Here is a 15869-nt window from a genome sequence, read left to right on the forward strand (position 1 = left end):
CTCACAACTCACAACTCACAACTCACAACTCACAACTCACAACTCACAACTCACAACTCACAACTCACAACTCACAACTCACAACTCACAACTCACAACTCACAACTCACAACTCACAACTCACAACTCACAACTCACAACTCACCTACTCACAACTCACTACTCACTACTCACTACTCACTACTCACAACTCACAACTCACTACTCACTACTCACTACTCACAACTCACAACTACTCACAACTACTCACAACTACTCACAACTACTCACAACTCACTATCTATATCCCGCCGCCTGCAAATCAAACAGTTCGGCATAGCGGCCGCCTTTCAGGAGCAGTTCTTCGTGGCTGCCAATTTCAGCAAGCTCGCCTTTTTCGAGTACCAATATTCTGTCGGCCATACGCACGGTGCTAAACCTGTGCGAGATCAGTACTGCCGACCGGCCTTTGGTGAGTTCGGCAAAGCGTTCAAAAACATTGAATTCGGCGCGGGCGTCGAGGGCCGAGGTTGGCTCGTCTAATATTAGTAACTGGGCATCGCGCATATAAGCGCGGGCAAGGGCAACCTTTTGCCATTCGCCGCCAGACAGCTCAACACCGTCGGCAAAGCGTTTACCCAGTTGCTGGTCATAAGCGCCGGGTAGTTTGGCAGCCAGTACATCGGCCAGGCTTTGGCGGGCCGAGTGTTCTATCAGCGGCCGGTTATCCTGTTCGCTTATTTTACCCACGGCAATGTTTTGTGCAAAACTCATTTGGTATCGCAAATAATCCTGGAAGATAATGCCTACGTTAAGCCGCAAATCGGCCAGGTCATATTCGCGCAGGTCGAAGCCATCTAATAAAATGCGGCCCTCAGTAGGGTCATATAACCGGGCTAATAATTTAACCAGGGTGGTTTTGCCGGCCCCGTTCTCTCCTACCAGCGCCAGCTTTTCGCCGGGGTACAGGGTAAAACTAAGGTGCCTGTTGGCCCATTTCTCGGAGTTGAGGTACCTGAACCCAACATCCTCAAAAGTAAAGCCATGCCGAATAGTTTCAGGAAATGGCAGACCACTTACCGAAAGTTTAATTTTAGGCTCGATCTCAAAAAATTCAAAAAAATCGCGCAGGTAAATAGCCCCCTGCGATACGGCTGTAAAGCGGGTGAGTATTCCCTCGAGCAAAGCCCGCAACTGCCTGAACGAACCTGCCAGGAAAGCCAGTTCGCCAATGGTTACACTGCCTTGTACCGCGCGGACAATAATCACCACATAAGCGCCGTAATAGCCAAGACTGCCCAGCATGGCAAAAAACGTACCCCATAAGGACCGGTTGATGGCCAGCCGCTTATTATCAGTATAAAATTTATTCGAAAGCTGTTTAAAGCGGTCGATGATAAACCCCGAAAGATCGAATATTTTTACCTCCTTGGCCGTTTCGTCGCTGGCGCCTAGGTAGCGGATATAATCCAGTTCCCGCCTTTCGGGCGTTTGGCCGCGGGTAAGGGCATAGCTCCGGTCGTTAAAGTACGATTCGCCTAAAAAAGCGGGGATAATGGCTATAAGGAGCAATATTATAAGCCATGGGTTAAACGCCATCAACCCTACCGCCAAAAAGCCCATGGTTATTAAATCCTGCACCTGGCTCATTACCTGCGATAGTAATATGGTGCGCCCGACGGTTTGCTGCCGTGCGCGTTCCAGTTTATCGTAAAACACCGAATCTTCAAACTGATCAAGATCCAGCGTTGCGGCGTGCGACATGATTTTTACGGATGTGTGGTTGCTAAATAAATCGCCAAGCAGGCTATCCATCAGGGTAATTGCGCGGCTTAACGCATCGGTTAATATCGCCAAAGCAAACTCAAGCCCTACCAGCTCCCAAAGCTGGGCCATATCTTTTACCTGGCTGTGGCTTATGGTAACCACCTTATCAATAATAAGCTTGCCCACGTACAGCAGACCAAGCGGCATGGCCGAGCGGGCAATACGCAACAGGGCGTTAACTACAGTCATCCAGCGGTTGGTTTGCCATACCAACCTAAAAAAGGCAGGCAGGTTGCGCAACGCGTCGAAACGTTCTTTTAAGGTTATTTTGTTGTCGATGGTATTTTTGGGCGGGCGGTTGGTATTCAATATAAAATGTTCCTTTGTTTAATGTATTTAAACAAATTTACTCAATTGGTAAGGCATTAGTGTACAGATGGGATATTTGTGAGGGGTGGATGACAATAGTACACTTCATAGAGCAATCCGCTTTATCAATTTATAGGTTGATAAAGCCCGTTTAATTTTCATTTGTGTTTGCAGGCACTCCATTACTGTAAACAAAATAAAAATGGCTAAAGTCGTACTGAGGATTATCAGCCCGGCATAATGCGGGTCGTTTTTATCGGTCGACATCGTATTAGCAGCAATACCGCCAATAATTAATACCAAAACACCAAATGAACGGTTACTTATACTAAGCCGGCAAACGCAGTTACCTCTTTTAATCGCCATGTAAAAAATCAGCTTGGGCACAAACCTGTCAAACCGCGACATTAAACGGGTATAATTGATGCCGCTTTTATCTATTTGCCTCGCAAAAAATTGGTTGCCAATTTTGGGTTGAAACCCGGCCAAACTTACCCGTTCTTCAGAAAACTTATTTAAAGCTGCTTCCAGTATGGCAGTGTCTTCCGGGTTAAAACTAATTTTTTTAAAATAGACCATCTTTTTATAATCTAAATATAAAATAAATCAACGCCATCTGCCGCGCAGAAAAATAATCTGCTACTTTTGCCGCCAGTATGGATACTTCATTAAAAAACACATTCGACAGCATAATTTTTGATTTGGACGGAACCCTTTGGGATAGCACCGCAAACGTGGCGCTGGCCTGGCAACACGCGCTTAACCAGGTTGATTATTTGAACGAAGATATGACCGTTGAACGCGTGAGATCAATTACCGGTATGACCTATGATGCTATATTTGATAAGCTATTCCCTGCCCTGAGTGATGAACAGCGCAAAGAAGTACAAGCCCTATGCGCTGTGAGCGAACTGGAAATATTGCATAAAAAAGGCGGTGAACTTTACCCGGAGCTGGAAGAAACCCTGAAATACCTGGGCGCAAAATACAAACTATACATTGTGAGCAATTGCCAAAATGGGTATATTGAGGTGTTCCTGGATTTAAATAACATGCACCCTTACTTTTTGGCGCACCAATGCTTTGGCACCAAGGGCAACCCCAAGGCAGATAATATTAAGGATATTGTAAACGATCATCGCCTGCAGGCTCCTGTTTACGTAGGCGATACCATGGGCGATTACACATCGGCAACAAAGGCAGGTGTACCATTCATTTTTGCAAGCTATGGCTTTGGGGTTGTGCCCGGTGGTATGGTGGCTACGGTGGATAACTTTGCTGAACTGACGGAACTGTTATAGCTACAACCGGCTCCTGTTTTTTACCCAATTACTGGTTTCAGCAGTAACGTGGGCCGCCACAGTAGCTTTCGGGCTGCCAAGCAATTGCTCCATCAATATCGCGGCAATCCTGGCTTCTTCTTCATTCCCGGTTTGCAATACTTCGGCATTGAAGTACTTTTTTACAAAATGCGTATCAAAATTACCCGATGTAAAAGCCTCATGTTTCATTACAAATTTGCCAAAGCCCAATGTGGTTGTAATACCGGTTATCTGGTATTCGTCAATTGCCCTTATCATGCGTTCTATGGCTTCGGTACGGTCTTTGCCATAGGTAATCAGCTTGGCTATCATCGGGTCGTAATAAATGGGAATTTCCATACCTTGCTCAAAACCATCATCAACCCTTACCCCCGCTCCTTTTGGCGTAATATAAGTTTGCAGGGTGCCAATATCCGGCAGGAAATTATTGGCCGGGTCTTCGGCATAAACCCTTAGTTCTATCGCATGGCCGCGAATTTGCAAATCGTCCTGTTTAAAGCTGATGGGCAGGCCACGGGCTATATTAATTTGCTCCTTTACCAGGTCAATCCCGGTAATCAATTCTGTAACCGGGTGCTCAACCTGCAAACGGGTATTCATCTCCAGGAAATAAAAGTTGAGTGCATCATCCATAATAAACTCCACCGTGCCGGCCCCCGTGTAGTTTACAGACCGGGCCACATCAACCGCGCATTTGCCCATTTGCGCCCTTATGGCCGGGGTAAGCACTTTTGAAGGTGCTTCTTCAATCACCTTTTGATGGCGGCGCTGTACCGAGCAATCGCGCTCAAACAGGTGCACAATATTGCCGTGCGTATCGCCCAGAACCTGGATCTCGATATGCCTTGGCGACGAAACGTAGCGCTCAATAAATACCGATCCATCGCCAAAGGCCGAAGTTGCCTCGGATACGGCTAACTGCATTTGCTCTTCAAAATCACCGGGACCGTCAACTATACGCATGCCTTTACCGCCACCGCCTGCAGCTGCTTTTATTAGTATAGGAAAGCCAACTTCAACTGCACGTTTTTTTGCCTCGGCTACATCGGTTATAGCTTCTTCGGTACCGGGCACCATGGGGATATTGTACTTAAGCGCTGCCGCTTTGGCCGATAGCTTATTGCCCATAATCTCCATGGCTTCGGGCGATGGCCCTATCAAAATAAGGCCTGCCTGGCGTACCAGTTTTGCAAAAGCGGCATTCTCACTCAAAAAACCATAACCAGGGTGTATGCCCTCGGCGCCGGTTTTTATACAGGCCGCTATGATCTTTTCGCCAACAAGATAAGATTGATTAGACGGGGCAGCGCCAATATGAACAGCTTCATCAGCATAGCGCACATGTAATGCATCACGATCTGCATCCGAATAAACGGCAACAGTTTTAATGCCCATTTCGCGGGCCGATCGCATTACCCTTAAAGCTATTTCGCCCCGGTTGGCTACCAGTATTTTTTGCATAAAACAAATGTAACTGATTTAACGGTTGACCGTCGGGAAAATTTAGGATGTTGGTAAATGCTTTCGATAAACGAACAATGGCATCGGCTTAAATAAAAACCCAGATATAATAATATATAGCAATGGATTCTTAATATCCAACACACGGCCTTTAGTCTTTTTATACGGAACTAAACCTACTGCGCCTGATATTTAAATCGGCCTTGATTTTTTCATCCCAAAAGCATTTGTAAAGAAACGAACCAGAGAACTCGCCCCTGTTTTTACCTGCCAGACCTATCAAGCCTGTAGCTTTTACGGCTACAACGATAACAAACATAATGTTTAAGCGGTAACCAGAAAAAAAGAGTTTTAACCAATGGGCCTCTTTTTATGCGGGATATACCAACATTGCCACAACCACGGCAACGCAGCTCTTTTTGGGCGGCCAAGGGTTTTATTTTTGCAATGTTATCAATACCGTTTTTTGTATCTAATTCGGCTGTCATATTGTTAGTTAATTAAGGGGTACTTACAAGCACTAAAATAGTCAAAAAATCGCAATTTTATAATGAATATTTAATAGCAGCCGCAAAAAAAGTATTTTTAGCTTATTATACAACTATTTTTCGTTTTTAGCCAAATAAAAAGGCCTGTGATAGCACAGGCCTTTTTATATTATTCCTTTTTATCAGGTGCTGGTGTACCTGCCGGTGGAGGACCGGGCTGACCGTTTGGAGGCGGACCGCCGGGGCCAACACCAGGGGCACCCGGAGGAGGGCCGCCCGGGCCACGACCTGCAGGCAATGTTACTTCGGGATGGGCAGTACCACGATGGCAGCTGTAACAGTTAACTCCCGATTTTAATGTTAAGCCTAATGAGTCTTTTTTAGCATCAAAATATTTCTCGTTGATTTTGTTCATCATCTTGAACATATCGCGCGCCATTTTCTTTTCTGGTTTGGCATCGTTTGCCCAGTCCATTTGTTTTGCGGCTTCATCACGTACGTGGCAAAAGTTGCAATGCACACCCAACGAGTGTTCCCACTCTTCCATTACATCATGCAATTGATCTTTGGTGATGTTTTTGGGTAATACTTTCAGGTTTTTCCAACCCGGCTCATCGGCTTTTTTAGGCGTCATCGATGTCATAGCGCCTATTACCACTACCGACATGAGGCCAAGGGTAACTAATATTTTTTTGTTTACCAGCATAATTGTCATATTTAAGTCATCTAATGTAGTTATTAAGTTTGAATGTTACAACCTTTAAAATGACGATTAATTGGTAACTTTTTAGATACAGAGTAGTAGGTGTGCAGATTTCAGATGTGCAGATATGCAGATGAGGAATTTATCAATGTGCAGATTTCAGGTGTGCAAATATGCAGATGAGGAATTAGTGAATGTCCGGATTTCAAATATTCAAATGAGAATTTAATCATCCATCTGAAATCTGCACATTTGAAATTTGCATATCTGCACATCGTCAAAGGCTTAATTTCTCGCTGATAGCCCAAAGCTTATCGCGGGCAGCGGTATCGGTGGCGATGGCAGATGTTTTGGCAATTTTTTTCTTCTTAAAATAACCTCCGTTATATTTATCGAGGCGTGGCGCGGTTGCCAGGAATAACGTAGTTGCGGCCCCTTGCTGTGCGCTGATCATAAACGGGCGAATCAGGGTGGTCATCAATTTGCCCAGCCCTTTAAAATCATCCCAAAAATGGGTATTTACTACGCCGGGATGCAACGAAAAAGCGAGAATACCTTTATTTGCAAATTTTGACGCCAGCGATTGCGTAAAATAAATATTGAACAGTTTATTCATCCCATAAACCTTCCAGGCCTTGTATGACCGCTCGCATTGCAAATCATCAAACTGCGGAGTACCGCGCTTATGCGCTTCTGAGCTAACATTAATAATACGTGCCTGCCCTTTTTGCAGCAGCGGCATCAGCAGGTTAGTTAACAAAAAATGCCCGAGGTGGTTAACGGCGAAGGTTAATTCAAATCCATCTTTACTTAGCATGCGTTCTGCAAAAATACCCCCTGCATTGTTAATAAGCGTATTGATGGCAAATAACTTACCGGATAATTCGGCGGCGGCATCGCGCACGGTTTGCAAATCGGCCAGGTCGCATTTAATAACGTGCACTTCCCTGTTCCCGGTTTCTTTAATTAAATAGGTTTTGAGTTCCTCGCCTTTTTGCATGTTACGCACCAATAGGTAAAGCGAATGTCCCTGCCGGGCCAATGAAAGCGCGGTTTCTTTCCCGATGCCTGATGTAGCACCTGTTATAACGGTTGTTTTTATTGCCATTCTACCCTGCCCCCTAAAGAGGGAGCTTTTGATGGGCAAGATAGAGGTTTTTTGTTAAGGAATTAAGGTTGACTTAATATCGAACACCGAATATCCAATTTCGAATAATGAAGGAAAAACTTCGGTGTTGGATATTCGGAATTCAGTGTTCGATATTATTTTCCACTTCTGTTTTTCTTAACTTAATGACATTGGGGGGAGGATTTGGGTAGAGTTTACTTCTGCATCACCATAACGCCGTTCATCAGCAGGGTGCTGCCGCCATCGGCTACTATGTTGTAAACTTTTTGGATACCGCCGCCACTTTCTGTCTTTTGAAGTACAGTAAAGGCCTCGTATTTACCGGTTTGCTCGTTAAGGCAAAGCACTTCCTGGCCGGTAGTAATCTCGCCCATTTTCAGATTGCCTTGTTTGGTAAGCATCGGGTGGTTTGGCGTAGCCTGCAATACTTTGGTATTCAGATTTACCAACCTACCTGTCCTGGTGTTTTTAACATCTGCAGCAACAAGCACCAGGCGTGTTAACGCGTAATTTTTTGCTTCATGGGTGGTTAACTCCTTTACCCTAACTACCGAACTTTTATTGGTGGCCGGATCAATGGTAATTACTTCATCGCCGCTTTTTATCGTGCTCAGCATTTTTTTGCTGCCATTGGCCATGGTTACCATCTCATCGCCAGGGAAACAAATATCGTTACCGTATGTAGCCGATTCTTCCTTCATATCCTTGCCGCCGTTCAGCACTTTATATTGCTGAAAACTTACCTCTTTTGACAATACATACGATAGCTTCAGAATAAAATTGGTTTCAACCTTGTTAATATTATCAATATCTAAAAAGTACTTTTCCCATACTTTGCCATCGGCAGTAAAATCGGGCACCAGGGCTTTATATAATTTGCCTTTTTCGTTGGTATAAAACACCATCAGCCCAATTTCCTGCATGCCTTCCTTAGCTATCAGCTTATAAAGGTCGACACGTTTTTTCAGCCCGTCAGATCCGGTGATGAAATACGGTTTCCGGTTTTCATACCTGTCCAGTACGTAGGCGTTCTCAAATTTTACATATGTATCCTTATCCAGATCGGCAATGGTAAAAGTTTGTGCTTTGCTATACTCGTCCATAGTAAGCGGACGAGGATTTACCGCCGCTGTTGTTTGCGCACGGCTTAAATAAATAGAACCGGTTAAAAGTATTGTTAATGTTAGTTTACGCATAAAGCCCCCTCTAAATCTCCCCCTGAAGGGGGAGACTTTGATCTTGTTAGTATTTTTATTTAAAGTTTGATAAATGTAATTTTTAAAGCCCTCTCCCTTTAGGGGAGGGTTTGGGTGGGGCTTTAACTTAGTTGTTTAAACGCCTCGGCAAAAGCTTCCATTTCGTCCATGCGGCCAATGCTTACACGGCACCACTCTTTACCGTTAAACTGCCAGCTGCGTACGCCTACGCCGCGTTTCATCATTTCGCTTACAAATTTTTTGCTGTCCATTTTTAGCGGGAACATTACAAAATTGGCTGATGACGGAATGTATTCGTAGCCTTCCTTTTTCAACACCGAGTACAAATACTCTTTTGATGCCAGTGTTTTTTCTAAAGCTTCTTTCAAAAATGCCTCCTCGCGATAACCTGCAATAGCGCCTGCAATGGTTGTTGCCGAGAGGGAGAAGCCTGTTGTATAATTAGATAAAGCTTTAATAGTATCTGGCTGAGCCACAATGTAGCCGCAACGCAGGCCTGCAAACCCATATAGTTTAGAGAATGTACGGGCAACTATAATATTGCTACCGGCTTTCATGGTGCTTATCATCGAGGAACCTTTTGGATCGGGCAGGTAGTCGATGTAGGCTTCATCAACAAAAACCGTTACTTTTTTAGATACCCGCTCGCAAAATGCTTTCAGTTTGGCGGTATCTAATATAGTTGCGGTCGGGTTATTAGGGTTACAGATATAAACCAGCCCCGTATTGGCATCAATTTTGGCCTCCATGGCATCCAAATCAAGTTTATAGTCGACAGTCAATGGCACTTTAACCCATTTGCCTTCCAGTCTTTCCGCATGCGACGGCAGGTCGTCATAAGATGGATCGCCGGTGATAATGCTTTTTCCGCCCTTGCTGTAATACATGGCGGCGGCCAATAATAATGGTGATGAGCCGGATTCCATCAGGACGTTACCGGGTGAAATTCCCTCATAGCTGGCAATTTTATCGTAAAGCACCCCCATTGATTGCATTGGGTATTGGTAACCCAGGTCGATAGCTTCCTGGATTGCTTTTTTTGCGGCGGGCGATGGGCCGAATGGGTTTTCATTAGCCAGTAAGCGTGCTTTTAATACCGGTGGCGCATCTGCTATGGCATCCATATCGGTAAAGCGTTTAGCCAGCGGGGCCAGCTTCTTAGCAACCGGCATAGCGGCCAGCTTACTAATTGTCCCCGAAAAGAAGGCCAGTCCCCCGGCCATGAGTGCGCTGGACCTGATCCAGTTTCTGCGGTTAAGTGAGTTTGCCATTTTTTTAAGTATCAAGTAGTTAGTATCAAGTATCAAGACTAATGATCCTGATGCATGACAGATTTATTTATCTTATAGTATTATAGTTTTAACCAGTTCAATCTAAGTCCAGAAACATTTTCCACTCCCCTACAACTATCTTGACTCTTGATTCTATTTCCAAAACCTATTTTACCGCCGGGTAGCTTGCGCGGCCTTCAGTCACCCTGGCATGCAGGGCAGCCACTGTACTGCGGGCCGATTCAAATGCGCCGGCCATCCATGCGTTCAGATAGGTTAGGTGTTCGCCGGCAAAGTATACCTGCTTATCGGGCTTTAATAGTACCGGGTATTGTGTTTTGCGTGTTTCGGTGCTGTAAACAGCCCATCCGCCTAAATTGTATTTTGTTTTGTGCCAGCTAACTGAAAAAGACGCTTCAAATTCCTTATCATATTGAGGGTGGATTAGCCTGCCTTTTTCCAGCGCAAACTTCTCACGCTCGGCATAACCTAAAGCGCCGATTTTCTGGGCTTTTTCGTTAAAATTGTAATATCCAATCAAGATACCCTTTTTTCCTAAATAATCATAAGATGGGTAAAAAATTTGTGTTAAATCGTTGTTGGTGTGGGTAATACCGCCGTATATATGCTCATCCTCCTCCCAAAACCTGCGTTTAAACTGCAAACCTATTTTACCGGTTTGTATATAACTGATATAATCGATAGCCCGGCTAACATCGCCCGAGAAATTGTTGTTTATGTTGCTTAAAACAGGTAGCGGCAAAGTACAAATACACATATCGCCGGTTAACTCATGAACGCCTGTGGCATCTTTATAAGTAATTTTTACCCCTTCGGCCTGGTTATTTATCGAGGTAACCTCGGCACCCATTTTTACGGAGGGCGCTACCTTTTTTTCAAGGGCTTTGGCAATCTGATCCATCCCGCCTACCGCCTGGAACATGGTCATTTGCAATTCATAGGTGTATTCGGCCACGTTGTAAAAATCAGGGTTCATAAGGCCCGAGTGCAGGATATCGGCCAGTTTATGCGGCTCGGCAACTTTGCCGGGCCTGTCTCCGGCCCCCGGCGATTCGGTATACCCTCTCCTCGCAGATGCCTTGTAAAGCTTATCTATATCAAGGCCACCCTCGGCTTGCAGGTAGGCAATTATCTTTTCGCCGTCCTCTTTGGTCATGGCGCTATCCAAACCGCCATGATCGATGCTTTTGGCCAGCATTTCGGTCATATAACCCCGAATATCGTTATGAATTTCGCGTACACGGACTTTTTTATTGGATAGTGGGCCTTTGCCTTCGGCAAAGTAATAAGCGCCCTCATTAACGTTATTGTACACCTGTATAGGTACACCAAGCTCTTTACAGTAATGCAGCGTTAACTCGTGATGATGCGGAATGCGGGAAGGCCCGGCGTTAAAATAAAGGCCATCATCAAATTTGGCAATAACAGCGGGTTTGTCAATCTCCTGGTTGGTTGCGCCGTTGCGGATACTCCAGCAGCGGCCGCCGGTACGCTGGCGGGCCTCCAGTATGGTGCATTGATAGCCCAATTTATTAAGCTCATAAGCGCAGGTCATGCCGGCAAGGCCCGCCCCTAATATAATAATGTGTTTGCCCTTGCCATCGCCCTCCAAATTAAAAGCGTGCGCGGGAGCGGGTTTTAGCATGCCCAATGCCAGCATAGCGGGATAAGCCCCGCCGGCCAGCATAGCACCCTTACCCAAAAAATCTCTGCGGGTAATTGTTTTCAATAAGATCAGCTTTTATGTTTTACAATTATGTAAGGCTTAAAGATAGTTTTTTAAATGATTTAATAAAAGATATGGCATAATTTTTTAATTATGATAATATCTACGGGCTTAGTATGGATTATTTGAAAAACAAGACGGTTCAATAAAAAAGGTCGCTCCTTTTGGGAACGACCTGTAATTTCAAACGTTTGATTAGCCGGTTTACTGCGCCGGCTGCCCTTTATGTGCAGCTACCGATTTGTTGTAGTAGTCAAGCAGCTTATCTATATTTTTGAGGTTATACTTGTGCTGTTTAATGCTTTCAACCACCTGCTCTTCGTCGCCCAATATCTCTACCATAATATCTTCAAAGTTGGCATCGGTTATGCGCTGCATATCGGCGGTACTTTCGCCAAAATAGTAGGTTGTTTTTGAGCTTTTGCCACTGCCGCCATTACCACCGCCGCCGCCAAGCGAAACACCTACGCCACCGCCAAGGCCGCCACCGTAGCCGCCACTGCCATAGCCCATAGCTACACCCGGCGAAAAATGTACACCGCCGCCACCGCCTGTTGCGCCTTTGGCCGCATATAGTTTAAGTGGCTCGTCCAATACTACCTGTACAAAATCGGTTTCCTCTTTGCTCCATTCTTCGTTGCGCGGGGCATGAGCAACTACAAAGCTATCCTTACCTGCCACAAACGAGCGGATATCACTGGCGCTGAGTTTATAGGGGTTTGTTTTTTCGTCGTCTTTAAACTCAATAAAGCCTTCATCTTTAATAGGGCCTTTGCCGCCGGAGTTTACGCGGATAAAACCGGTACTGCGGTTACCTTTTACATCGGTAAAAGCACCCGACTGCCATTTTTGCGATTTTGCTGATACAAAACACAGCATAAAAAATAAAATGATTAAAATTGAGCGCATAACAAGTATAAAATACAAAGAACGTAATTTTTAGATATTTAATATGATGACTGTTGATTTACGCAGCGACACCGTTACCAAACCAACTCCCGGCATGCTGGAAGCCATGTGGAGCGCCAAAGTTGGCGATGATGTTTTTGGCGAAGATGAAACCATAAACGCCCTGGAAGAAAAAGCGGCCGCCATGTTTGGAATGGAAGCGGGAATTTTTTGTCCATCGGGTACTATGACCAACCAGATAGCTATTAAATGCTTTACCCAGCCGCTGGATGAGCTGATTGCCGATCAAACCGCTCACGTGTACCGTTATGAAGGTGGCGGTATTGCCTTTAACTCCGGAGTATCTACCCGTTTACTGAACGGCTACCGCGGCATTATCACAGCCGAAATGATTGAACCGGAAATAAATGCCGAAAACATTCACTACCCCCATACCAGTTTGGTGGTGTTAGAAAACACGGTAAACAAAGGCGGTGGCAGCTGCTATACTTTAAATGACATTAAACCAATAGCTCAGCTTTGCCATGCCAGAGATCTAAAACTCCATTTGGATGGCGCCCGTATTTTTAACGCCCTTACCCATACCGGCGATAAGGCTGTTGATTACGGAACTTATTTTGATGGCATTTCTGTTTGCTTATCTAAAGGGCTTGGCGCGCCGGTTGGCTCGGTTTTACTGGCTGATAAGGCCACTATTAAATACGCGCGCCGCATTCGTAAGGTAATGGGTGGCGGTATGAGGCAGGCGGGCTTCCTTGCAGCGGCGGCTATATATGCATTGGACCACCATGTAGAACGCCTGAAAATAGACCATGCCCACGCTCGCATTTTGGGCGAAGAACTGGCTAATTTAAGCTGGGTAAGCCATGTAATGCCGGTGGAAACCAATATTGTACTATTTGATACTGTAGAACCCGCCAAAGCAGTACTGGCCAAACTGGCCGAAAAAGGCATTAAAGCCAGCGATACTGATAAACACCGCATCCGTTTTGTAACACACTTAGATGTACATGCGGATCAGGTGGAATATTTGGTTGGGGTGCTGAAGGGAATGTAATTTTGAATGGTGAATAGTGAATGTAATGGGATGGGCCTAAGCCACTCATTATTCACTTTGATGCCTTGTCGGCACATTATTCTTCCCACCTTTTTAAGGCCTTAAAAACAACAAAAGCCCTTTTGGGGCTCTGCTGCTATATTTTATCGACGTTATCAATTAAAGTTTTTCTATTTCCTCAACAGAAAGTTTAGTGGTTTTTGCAATGAACTCATAAGTCAAGCCTTCTTTTTTAAGTTCACGGGCTATGGTAATTGCTTCTTCCCGTTTACCTTCCTGCTTGCCTTTTTGAATGCCTTTTTCAATACCTTTTTGAATACCTTGCTTCTCGGCCCTATCTAATAAAAGTTCTTCAATGCCCATAGTGGTACTCCTTTCTGTTAAGTTTTTAACCTCTTGTTCAAATTTAGTATTTATATCCGGGTTTTCAAAGCGCACATAATATTTCAAAAAATTCATTAATACCCTGATCTTTTCTTTTGCAATTTGCCTTGTTAACAGCAACTTAGCTAACTTGAGCTTTAAAGCAAACAAAAGCTCATCTTTTTCGTCGGTGTCCTTAATATTTTTACCAGCGAGCGCGGCTTTTACAGTCAATACTACCAACGCAAAAGGGTTATCACTGGCCATTAATTCCTCGTCACTTTGGCTGGCTATTTTATAGGTATTAAAAGTATATCGCAAACTTGTACCCATAAAGTCTAAGGTAAAATGATCCGACCGTTCTTTTGTGTTCGCCTCGGTAAAGATGGCATATGCAACTATAGGTTTTTGATACTTATCCAATATCCGGTAAAAGTAGGTAAACATACGACTACCAAAATCCTTTTGATATTGACCCTGCACCTCGATATGTACCAAAATCCATTCCTCGTTGCCGCTTTTGGTAAATACCTTAACCAGTTTATCAATTACTTTCGGAGAATACTCGTCCTTCTCCGGCGGGAAAACCTGCTCCAGCTCTTTATCCAAAAATTCAAACCCTTTATCAAAGTCGAAAATATCCGAAGCATCAGGATTAAGAAAGCATAAAAAATCGTCAAAAACATCTTCGAGAATCCCTTTCCAAAGGATGTCGTCTTTTCTTCTCATTAAACAATAATATAAAATACTCACCGGCAAAAAAATTGACTGGTAATAAAAGTCGCTCATTTGTTATCGTCTCATCAACCCTGCTGCCGCTTACCACTCAAATACTTCCTTACCGGAATATCATAAGCCACCATGGCCAGGTAGCCCATACCAACCAGCAATATTACGCCTGCAATTACTATATAAACAATTTGGCTGGTTGGCGGCTTGTGGCTTATTACGTAATTGCCAAAAAACCAGATACCCACATAATGGGTCATATACAATGGGTAAGAAATATTACCCGAAAAGTTACAGAGTTTTTTAAGGCCTCCCGAAAGCGTGGCACCTGCGCCCAAAGCGATAAGCAGCGGAAAATAAAAAAGAACCACGAGCAATTGAGCAAGCCAGTTCCATTTACTATGGGGCATCATTAATGCCGCTAACAGTAATAGGGCAAGCCCAATAAAGCCAAGCTTGTTTTTGATAATGAAGTTAAACCGGTATACAAGCAGCCCGGCTGTAAACGAATAAAAAATGCGGGCACCGCCTTCCCAAAAGTTTTCGCCGGCCCAGCCGCCCGATAATATTTTGGCATGGAAGGCCACAAAGCTTAGCGCCGCCGCGGCTATAACCAGCAATACAACCAAATACTTGCGCGCAAGCCTGTAAAGCACAAACGCATAAACAATATTGGCTATATACTCCCAAAATAGCGACCATGCCGGCGCGTTAAAACTAAAAAGGTTAAAATACCGCTCCTGCATGGCCGGGAACGGAATAAGCAGCATCGAGCTTACAAATATCAGCGCCAGCCGGCCAACACTGTAAGCCTCCGGGTGACCGCCAAACGGATCAACAAGAAAACCAATAAGGCCCAACACCGAACCTAAAATAACCAACGGGTGCAGCCTGATAATCCTTGATTTAAAAAACTCCAACACCCCCATTTTACCAATCCGGTCATCATAAGCATAACCTATGACGAAACCCGACAGGCAGAAAAAAAAGTCGACAGCGAGGAAGCCGTGGCCAATAAAGTTTACATCGTAACTTGGAAAAAGGAACTCGGTAAAATGAAATACCACTACCGCCAAAGCGGCAACACCGCGCATGCCGTCCAGGATTTCGAAGTGTTGTTTGGTTTTTAAAGTTGCAGGAATAGTGCTCATGAATAGTTATTACGCCGGCCATTGGCCACGGCGCTTTTTAAAGATATGTGTGATGTTTCAAGAATACCGATTAATATCAAACCCGGCAAATATTTGGCGGCATTTTTCAGGGTCAAACGCATCTAATTGGGTTAACATAACTTAACACATTTCAGATAAAATATTCACAAATAGTTAATAATCAATATTTTATATTTTTATCATGGT

Annotated in this window: 13 protein-coding genes; 2 read left to right on the plus strand and 11 right to left on the minus strand. The window is 44.5% G+C overall.

Translation table 11 applies throughout. The features are described 5' to 3' along the window. Positions 1–276: 276 nt before the first annotated feature. Both BMX56_RS29405 and BMX56_RS29410 read right to left on the minus strand, forming a co-directional pair. A complete protein-coding gene (locus BMX56_RS29405; protein ID WP_255369957.1) occupies positions 277–2115 on the minus strand; it encodes an ABC transporter ATP-binding protein in 1839 nt (612 codons plus the stop codon). A 105-nt stretch (positions 2116–2220) separates the two neighbouring features. Continuing rightward, entirely contained in the window at positions 2221–2694 is a 474-nt protein-coding gene (locus BMX56_RS29410) for a hypothetical protein (RefSeq protein ID WP_090653304.1), read from the minus strand. A gap of 77 nt (positions 2695–2771) precedes the next feature. Between BMX56_RS29410 and BMX56_RS29415 the strand changes: the two genes are divergently transcribed. Beyond that, a complete protein-coding gene (locus BMX56_RS29415) occupies positions 2772–3416 on the plus strand; it encodes an HAD family hydrolase (protein WP_090653305.1) in 645 nt (214 codons plus the stop codon). On the opposite strand, the gene accC is transcribed toward BMX56_RS29415, so the two are convergent. The 7 genes from accC to BMX56_RS30335 all read right to left on the minus strand — a co-directional run bounded on the left by accC (position 3417) and on the right by BMX56_RS30335 (position 12332). Then, positions 3417–4898 carry an acetyl-CoA carboxylase biotin carboxylase subunit gene (accC, locus tag BMX56_RS29420; protein ID WP_090653306.1) on the minus strand — a complete coding sequence of 494 codons (1482 nt, stop codon included), beginning with the start codon at positions 4896–4898 and terminating at the stop codon, positions 3417–3419. A 657-nt stretch (positions 4899–5555) separates the two neighbouring features. After that, positions 5556–6092: a c-type cytochrome gene (locus tag BMX56_RS29430; protein WP_177183963.1), complete on the minus strand. Its 537-nt coding sequence runs from the start codon at positions 6090–6092 to the stop codon at positions 5556–5558. A 274-nt stretch (positions 6093–6366) separates the two neighbouring features. Continuing rightward, positions 6367–7197, minus strand: a complete 831-nt coding sequence (locus BMX56_RS29435) for an SDR family NAD(P)-dependent oxidoreductase (RefSeq protein ID WP_090653309.1) — start codon at positions 7195–7197, stop codon at positions 6367–6369. A gap of 215 nt (positions 7198–7412) precedes the next feature. Next, a complete protein-coding gene (locus BMX56_RS29440; protein ID WP_090653310.1) occupies positions 7413–8414 on the minus strand; it encodes a Hint domain-containing protein in 1002 nt (333 codons plus the stop codon). Between the two features lie 122 nt (positions 8415–8536). Then, the gene (locus BMX56_RS29445) at positions 8537–9706 is read right to left on the minus strand and encodes a pyridoxal phosphate-dependent aminotransferase (protein ID WP_090653311.1); all 1170 of its coding nucleotides are present in this window, start codon (positions 9704–9706) and stop codon (positions 8537–8539) included. Positions 9707–9872: 166 nt separating this feature from the next. Beyond that, positions 9873–11456: a flavin monoamine oxidase family protein gene (locus BMX56_RS29450; RefSeq protein ID WP_218152513.1), complete on the minus strand. Its 1584-nt coding sequence runs from the start codon at positions 11454–11456 to the stop codon at positions 9873–9875. A 201-nt stretch (positions 11457–11657) separates the two neighbouring features. Next, positions 11658–12332, minus strand: a complete 675-nt coding sequence (locus BMX56_RS30335; protein ID WP_177183964.1) for a hypothetical protein — start codon at positions 12330–12332, stop codon at positions 11658–11660. Between the two features lie 73 nt (positions 12333–12405). Between BMX56_RS30335 and BMX56_RS29460 the strand changes: the two genes are divergently transcribed. Beyond that, positions 12406–13419 (plus strand): threonine aldolase family protein, encoded by a 1014-nt coding sequence (locus tag BMX56_RS29460; protein ID WP_369829655.1) that lies wholly within the window; start codon positions 12406–12408, stop codon positions 13417–13419. Positions 13420–13578: 159 nt separating this feature from the next. Here the strand turns inward: BMX56_RS29460 and BMX56_RS29465 are convergent, their stop codons facing one another. Further along, positions 13579–14511: an RpnC/YadD family protein gene (locus tag BMX56_RS29465; RefSeq protein WP_090653314.1), complete on the minus strand. Its 933-nt coding sequence runs from the start codon at positions 14509–14511 to the stop codon at positions 13579–13581. A 74-nt stretch (positions 14512–14585) separates the two neighbouring features. Next, entirely contained in the window at positions 14586–15662 is a 1077-nt protein-coding gene (locus BMX56_RS29470; protein ID WP_090653315.1) for an acyltransferase family protein, read from the minus strand. Positions 15663–15869: the final 207 nt, after the last annotated feature.

This window comes from Mucilaginibacter sp. OK283 (assembly GCF_900110415.1).
Lineage (GTDB): Bacteria > Bacteroidota > Bacteroidia > Sphingobacteriales > Sphingobacteriaceae > Mucilaginibacter.